Annotated in this window: 6 protein-coding genes; 5 read left to right on the forward strand and 1 reads right to left on the reverse strand. The window is 71.8% G+C overall.

What is annotated here, in order from left to right:
* Nucleotides 1-239 precede the first annotated feature (239 nt).
* The 4 genes from FM110_RS08865 to FM110_RS08880 all read left to right on the forward strand — a co-directional run bounded on the left by FM110_RS08865 (nucleotide 240) and on the right by FM110_RS08880 (nucleotide 4,516).
* On the forward strand, nucleotides 240-2,735 hold the full coding sequence (locus tag FM110_RS08865) for an excinuclease ABC subunit UvrA (protein ID WP_087104411.1): 2,496 nt from the start codon (nucleotides 240-242) through the stop codon (nucleotides 2,733-2,735).
* Complete coding sequence (locus FM110_RS08870) at nucleotides 2,732-2,965, forward strand: NAD(+)--rifampin ADP-ribosyltransferase (protein WP_126986518.1); 234 nt, start codon at nucleotides 2,732-2,734, stop codon at nucleotides 2,963-2,965. Before FM110_RS08865 ends, FM110_RS08870 begins: the two co-directional genes overlap by 4 nt.
* Nucleotides 2,966-3,016: 51 nt before the next feature.
* Nucleotides 3,017-3,961, forward strand: coding sequence for an alpha/beta fold hydrolase (locus FM110_RS08875; protein WP_087104413.1), 945 nt, complete (start codon nucleotides 3,017-3,019; stop codon nucleotides 3,959-3,961).
* Nucleotides 3,962-4,147: 186 nt separating this feature from the next.
* Entirely contained in the window at nucleotides 4,148-4,516 is a 369-nt protein-coding gene (locus FM110_RS08880; protein ID WP_087104414.1) for a nuclear transport factor 2 family protein, read from the forward strand.
* A gap of 108 nt (nucleotides 4,517-4,624) precedes the next feature.
* On the opposite strand, the gene FM110_RS08885 is transcribed toward FM110_RS08880, so the two are convergent.
* Nucleotides 4,625-5,188, reverse strand: coding sequence for a BCCT family transporter (locus FM110_RS08885; RefSeq protein WP_234992109.1), 564 nt, complete (start codon nucleotides 5,186-5,188; stop codon nucleotides 4,625-4,627).
* 99 nt (nucleotides 5,189-5,287) lie between these two features.
* On the opposite strand from FM110_RS08885, the gene FM110_RS08890 reads away from it, so the two are divergent.
* The gene (locus tag FM110_RS08890) at nucleotides 5,288-5,716 is read left to right on the forward strand and encodes a hypothetical protein (RefSeq protein WP_234992114.1); all 429 of its coding nucleotides are present in this window, start codon (nucleotides 5,288-5,290) and stop codon (nucleotides 5,714-5,716) included.
* Nucleotides 5,717-5,852 lie beyond the last annotated feature (136 nt).

Raw genomic sequence — 5,852 nt, forward strand, 5'->3', positions numbered from 1 at the left:
GCGGGAGGGCGCGGGACGGGCGGCGGCGGACGGGGTGACGGCGGGGACCGCGGCGGCGAGGGAGGCCGCGGCGGCGCCCTTGAGGAGGGTGCGACGGGCAGGGGAGCGGAAGGTGTCCATGTCGGGAGTGAACTCCTCCGGGGTGACGAGGGCGTGGCCCGACGATGAACTCCGGGCGAGCCCGGCAGTCACCGACCGGCCCTATCGTCGTCCCCGCAGCACGCGACTACCGTGAGGCCATGAGCACAGCGAAGCCGCAGCGACCCGACCACATCGCAGTGCGCGGGGCGCGCGTGCACAACCTCCGCGGCCTCGACGTCGACATCCCGCTGGACCGTCTGGTCGCGATCGCCGGCGTCTCCGGCTCCGGCAAGTCCTCCCTCGCCATGGGCGTGGTCTACGCCGAGGGCTCCCGCCGCTACGTCGAGGCGCTGTCGACCTACACCCGCCGTCGCATGGCGCAGGCCCCGCGCGCGGACGTCGACGAGGTCGTGCACGTCCCCGCCGCGCTCGCGCTGCGCCAACGGCCTGGGGTGCCGAGCGTCCGCTCCACCTTCGGCACCTCCACCGAGCTGCTGAACGTGCTGCGCCTGATGTACTCGCGCCTTGCCTTCCACCTCTGCCCGAACGGGCACCGCGTCCCGCCCTCGCTGCTCGTTGCCGCCGAGGAGCCCTATCCCTGTCCGGAGTGCGGAGCGGACGTGGACCCGCCGGGCGCCGAGGCGCTCGCCTTCAACTCCGAGGGCGCCTGCCCCGCCTGCGAGGGCACCGGGATCGTGCGCGAGGTCGACGACGATGCCCTGGTCCCGGACACCGCCATGACCCTCGACGAGGGCGCCGTGAAGCCCTGGAACATGTTCGGCTGGAAGGTGCAGCCGGACATCGCCCGCGAGTTCGGGGTGCGCACCGACGTACCCTGGCGGGACCTCGAGGACTGGGAGAAGGACATCGTCCTGGACGGCCCCGAGGAGAAGAAGGCGATCATGGTCCGCTCGAAGAAGGGCGCCCACGACCTCGACTTCACCTTCCGCAACGCGCGCCTCACCGTCACTGAGGAGCTGCGGCGCGCCCACGACGAGAAGCGCCTCGCCCGCGTCTCCCGCTTCCTCGTCGAGCGCACCTGCCCCGCCTGCGAGGGCACGCGGCTCTCGCCCGCGGCGCGGGAACCCGAGATCGACGGGAAGGACCTCGCCGCCGCCTCCGCGATGACGCTCGACGAGCTCCTGGACTGGGCGCCGAGGATCATCGAGCCCCTACCGTCCGAGATGCATCCGATGGCGCGCGGGCTCGTGGACCAGTTCCTGCAGATGGCGGAGCGTCTCGTCCACCTCGGCCTCGGCTATCTCTCCCTGGACCGGGCCGGCTCCACCCTCTCGACAGGGGAGCGCCAGCGCGCCCAGCTCGCCCGCGCCGTCCGCAACCGCACCACCGGCGTGCTCTACGTGCTCGACGAGCCCAGCATCGGCATGCACCCCTCGAACATCGAGGGGCTCGTCGAGCTGATCGGCGACCTGCTCGCTGACGGGAACTCCGTGCTCGTCGTCGACCACGACGTGCAGCTGCTGCGCGAGGCCGAGGAGATCCTCGAGATCGGCCCCGGCGCGGGCGGCGACGGCGGCACCGTCATCGCCCAGGGGAGCGTCGAGGAGATCATCGCCGACGCCGCCTCCCGGCTCGGCCCGTTCCTCGACGGCCGCGAGGAGATCGTCGTCCGCGAGCGCGCCGCCGAGCAGGACGTCTTCGCGCACGGCGCGATCCGCCTGGAGAGCGCGCCGCTGCACACCGTCCGGGAGCTCGACGTCTCCGTGCCGCGCGGCCGCCTCACCGCGGTCACCGGCGTCTCCGGCTCGGGCAAGACCACCCTGGTGCTCGAGACGCTCGTGCCCGCGCTGCGCGCGAGCAGCGAGGGCCGCGAACTGCCCGGCCACGTGCACTCGCTCGAGGCCGACGGGGTCGAGCACGTCCACCGCATCGACGCGACCCCGATCAGCGTGAACGTCCGCTCGACCGTCGCCACCTACTCGGGCGTGCTGGACCCCCTGCGCCGCGAGTTCGCCCGCACCCCGGCCGCGCAGGAGCGCGGACTGACCATGGGCGACTTCTCCTACAACACCGGCTCCCTGCGCTGTCCGCGCTGCGAGGGCACGGGCCGCGTCGAGCTCGACGTGCAGTTCCTGCCCGACGTCGACATCGACTGCCCCGACTGCGAGGGGAGCCGCTACGCCCCTGAGGCCTCGGAGATCCGGAGAGGGGACGTGACCCTGCCCGGCCTGCTCTCCGCCACCGTCGCCGAGGCGATCGAGCTCGTCGGCGACGTCCGCGCCGTCCGCCGCACCCTCGAGACCCTGGTCGACCTCGGGCTCGGCTATCTCACCCTGGGCGAGGACACCCCGGCCCTCTCGGGCGGCGAGGCGCAGCGCCTCAAGCTCGCCGGGCAGATGGGCCGCACCCAGCGCGACGCCGTGTTCGTCTTCGACGAGCCGAGCGTCGGCCTGCACCCGCTGGACGTGCGCACCCTCGTGCACGTCCTGGACCGGCTCGTCGACAACGGCGCGACCGTCCTGGTCATCGAGCACGACCTCGACCTGATCGCCAACGCCGACTGGGTGATCGACATGGGACCGGGCGGCGGCGCCGCGGGCGGCCGCCTCGTCGCCCGCGGCACCCCCGAGCAGATCGCCGCCGACGACGACAGCCTCACGGGCACCCATCTGCGCCGCCACCTGGGCGGATGACGGCGACGGGCACTCCGCCTGTGGAGAGCGAAGACGAGCCCCAGCACCCCCGGTACTTCCACGGCACGCGAGCGGCGCTGCGGCCGGGGGACCTGATCACCGCAGGCCACCGCTTGCGCTGCCGGGACGACGTGGTCATGAACCACGCCTGCTTCACCGCTCGCCGCGACGGCGGGGACCGGCCGCCGAGATCATCAACTGACGAGGACGCCGACACCCCGCACGGCTAGGCTGGCTACGGCCGTGCGCAGAGGCGCGGCACCCCGGCACGAGGAGACCCCATGGCCCTGCACGAGATCACCTTCCCCTCCGCGAACGGTCGCGACGAGATCCAGGCGTGGCTGCACGTGCCAGCCGCCGAGCCCCGTGGCATCGTGCAGATCGTCCACGGGCTCGGCGAGCACTCCCGCCGCTACCTGCATGTGATCAGCGCCCTCGTCGACGACGGCTTCGCCGTCCTCGCGGGCGACCACGCCGGCCACGGCGCGACCGCGATGCGCTCGGGAATCTGGGCGGACGCCGGGGACGAGGCGGCGCGCGTCGTCGTCGAGGACGAGCTCGCGCTCCAGGCTCGTGCCCGTGAGATCCTGCCCGGCCTGCCGCACGTCCTCTACGGCCACAGCTGGGGCTCGATGATCGCGCGCGTCGTCGCGACCGCACCGCAGGCGCAGCTCGCCGGTCTGGTGCTCGGCGGGATCGCGGCGCAGATGCGAGGGATCGAGGCGAGCATCGACCGCGAGGCGCTCGCCGCCCTCGCCACCGGCGCGCAGAGGGCCGACCCCGCCCCCGAGGAGCTCGTCGCCCAGCTCTTCGACGGGTTCCTCGACCGCTTCGGGGAGGATGCCGGGCCCACCGCCTGGGTTGCGCTCGACGAGGACGTCGTCACCGACCACGGCCGCGACCCCCTCAACAACTTCGGCGCCCCCATGAGCGCCCGCTTCCTCCAGGGCTTCGTGGACGTCTACGACCGGGCGAACTCCGAGGCGTTCTACTCCGACCTGCCCGCGGGACTGCCCGTGCTGATCCTCGCCGGCGACCAGGACCCGGTGGCGAACTACGGCGAGGGCGCGCTTCACGTCGCCAACCGTCTGCACGAGGCCGGCCGCACCGACGTGCGCACGCGCATCTACCCGGGCGTGCGCCACGAGGTCCACAACGAGCCCACCACCCGCGACGACGTCGTGCAGGAGATCCTCGCCTTCGCCGATCGCGCGACGGAGGGCTGAGGGGCTAGGCCGACCGGTGGCGAGTGCGCCGAGCTATCGCTGTGCCGCCAGGTAGGCCCGGATCGCCTCCAGCAGCCCGGCGAGATCCCGCTTCGGCATCGCGAAGCCGTCGATCCTGCAGCGGTGCGCTGCCCCCGCGAGCCGTCGGTGCGAGCGTACGCCCCGGGGCGATGGCACGATGAGCGTATGGAACCCGACGATGTGCAGTTCTTCTTCGCCCTCGAGGAGCAGGTGTGGCAGGCGCAGGTCACGGGGGACGTCGCGGCCGAGCGGGAGCTGCTGCCTCCGGACTTCCTCGGCATGGACACCGATGGGGTCAACGACCTGGAGCGCCATCTCGCCCAGCTGGCCGACGGGCCGATCACCGCGGACTTCGCGCTGTCCGGGGCGCGGCTGCTGCGGGTGGGGCAGGACGCTGTGTTGCTGAGCTACCGGGCCGACGCCCGCGCCCCGCGCGAGCAGGCCGCGGAGACCTTCTTCATCACCTCGCTCTGGCAGCGGCGCGAGGATCGCTGGTGGAACACCTTCAGCCAGGACACCCCCGCCGCCCGCTGAGCTCGTTCAGCCCGTCGGCCCTCCTCCTCACGCAGGTCCGTGCCGTGCTCTGCGAAGTGCCGGAAGTCCTCCGTGCTGGCCAGGGGGTGCTTCTCTGCCTGACCGATGTCATGACTGGCCCCTCCTCGTGCCGTTGCCGCCGTCGCCGGCGGTGGTGTCGTCGGAGTCGGTGGGGGCGGCGTTCGCCCCGCCGGTGCCGTCGCCCGCGTTCTCCGGCTCCCAGCCGTCGGCCCAGGTGTCGGTCTCGAAGCCGTACCCCACGGGCCTGCCGTCCTCATCAGTACGGCGGTACCAGTCGGTGTAGTCCGCATGCGTGGACTCGACGTCCGCTCCGGCGCCGGTCCCGGGCGCGGAGGGGACGACCTGGAGCTCGAAGTCGTCGTCGTACTTGTCCACGCCCGTCACGATGGCGTTGCGCAGGGCGGTGTCCGCGTACTTCTCGCGTAGCGTCCGCGGATCGGTGCTCAGCTCCCGTAGCCAGGCGATGATCAGCAGCAGCACGATGATCGCGAAGGGCACCGCGGTGATGATCACCAGCGACTGCAGACCCTGCAGCGCGGACTCGCTGCCCAGCAGCAGCATGACCAGAGCGATGCCGCCCATCACCATGCCCCAGAACACCACCAGCAGCTTGGGCGGGTTCTGACTGCCTCGCGTGGTGAGGATGCCCATCACCACCGAGGCCGAGTCGGCGGCGGGTTCTCCTACCGTGCGTTCTCTGTCAGTGCTGACCCGCGCGCCATCGAGGACTACTACCGCACGTCCACCCGCGTGCTGAGCCCGGCATCGTGCGCTTCCTACGTCGATCACCTGGTCGGGCCAGACGGCGACGAGGATGAACTCCTCGAAGCCCACATCGCCCTCGCCTCGCTCGGACGAGTTCCCGAGATCGCGCAGGCCGTCGAAGCCGAGGCAGATGCGCTGGCCCGTGACTGGCTCACGCAGACCCGCGTCGCACGCAAGGGACTGACCGACGAGCGTCAGGTCGAGTACGACGGTCTGGAGTCGATGTCCACCATCCCGGAGCCGATCAGCCTCACTACGCCGAAGAACGGCCAGGCCGACACCAAAGTGCGCCACCCGGACGGCACCGAGGAGGACTTGCCCACCCGCGAGATGCATCTGCTCGCATCCGCGGACGGGACGGTCCCGATCACCTTGAACGAGTGGGAGCGCAAGGTCCTCGACTCCGGGGCCTGACCCTTGTTCGTGGACACGCTGATTCCAGCATTGGCTGGGGAAGCGAGATCATGAACCATGGCCAGAAAGAACTACTCCGAGGAGTTCCGCCGGCAGGCGGTCGACCTGTATGAGTCGACTCCGGGAGCGACGCTCC

The sequence above is a fragment of the Brachybacterium nesterenkovii genome, assembly GCF_900163655.1.
Lineage (GTDB): Bacteria > Actinomycetota > Actinomycetes > Actinomycetales > Dermabacteraceae > Brachybacterium > Brachybacterium nesterenkovii.

Excerpts from the sequence above, each read along its gene's own strand:
- FM110_RS08865 (WP_087104411.1), top strand. The coding sequence starts at position 240 with ATGAGCACAGCGAAGCCGCAGCGACCCGACCACATCGCAGTGCGCGGG.
- FM110_RS08870 (WP_126986518.1), top strand. The coding sequence starts at position 2,732 with ATGACGGCGACGGGCACTCCGCCTGTGGAGAGCGAAGACGAGCCCCAG.
- FM110_RS08875 (WP_087104413.1), top strand. The coding sequence starts at position 3,017 with ATGGCCCTGCACGAGATCACCTTCCCCTCCGCGAACGGTCGCGACGAG.
- FM110_RS08880 (WP_087104414.1), top strand. The coding sequence starts at position 4,148 with ATGGAACCCGACGATGTGCAGTTCTTCTTCGCCCTCGAGGAGCAGGTG.
- FM110_RS08885 (WP_234992109.1), bottom strand. The coding sequence starts at position 5,188 with ATGGGCATCCTCACCACGCGAGGCAGTCAGAACCCGCCCAAGCTGCTG.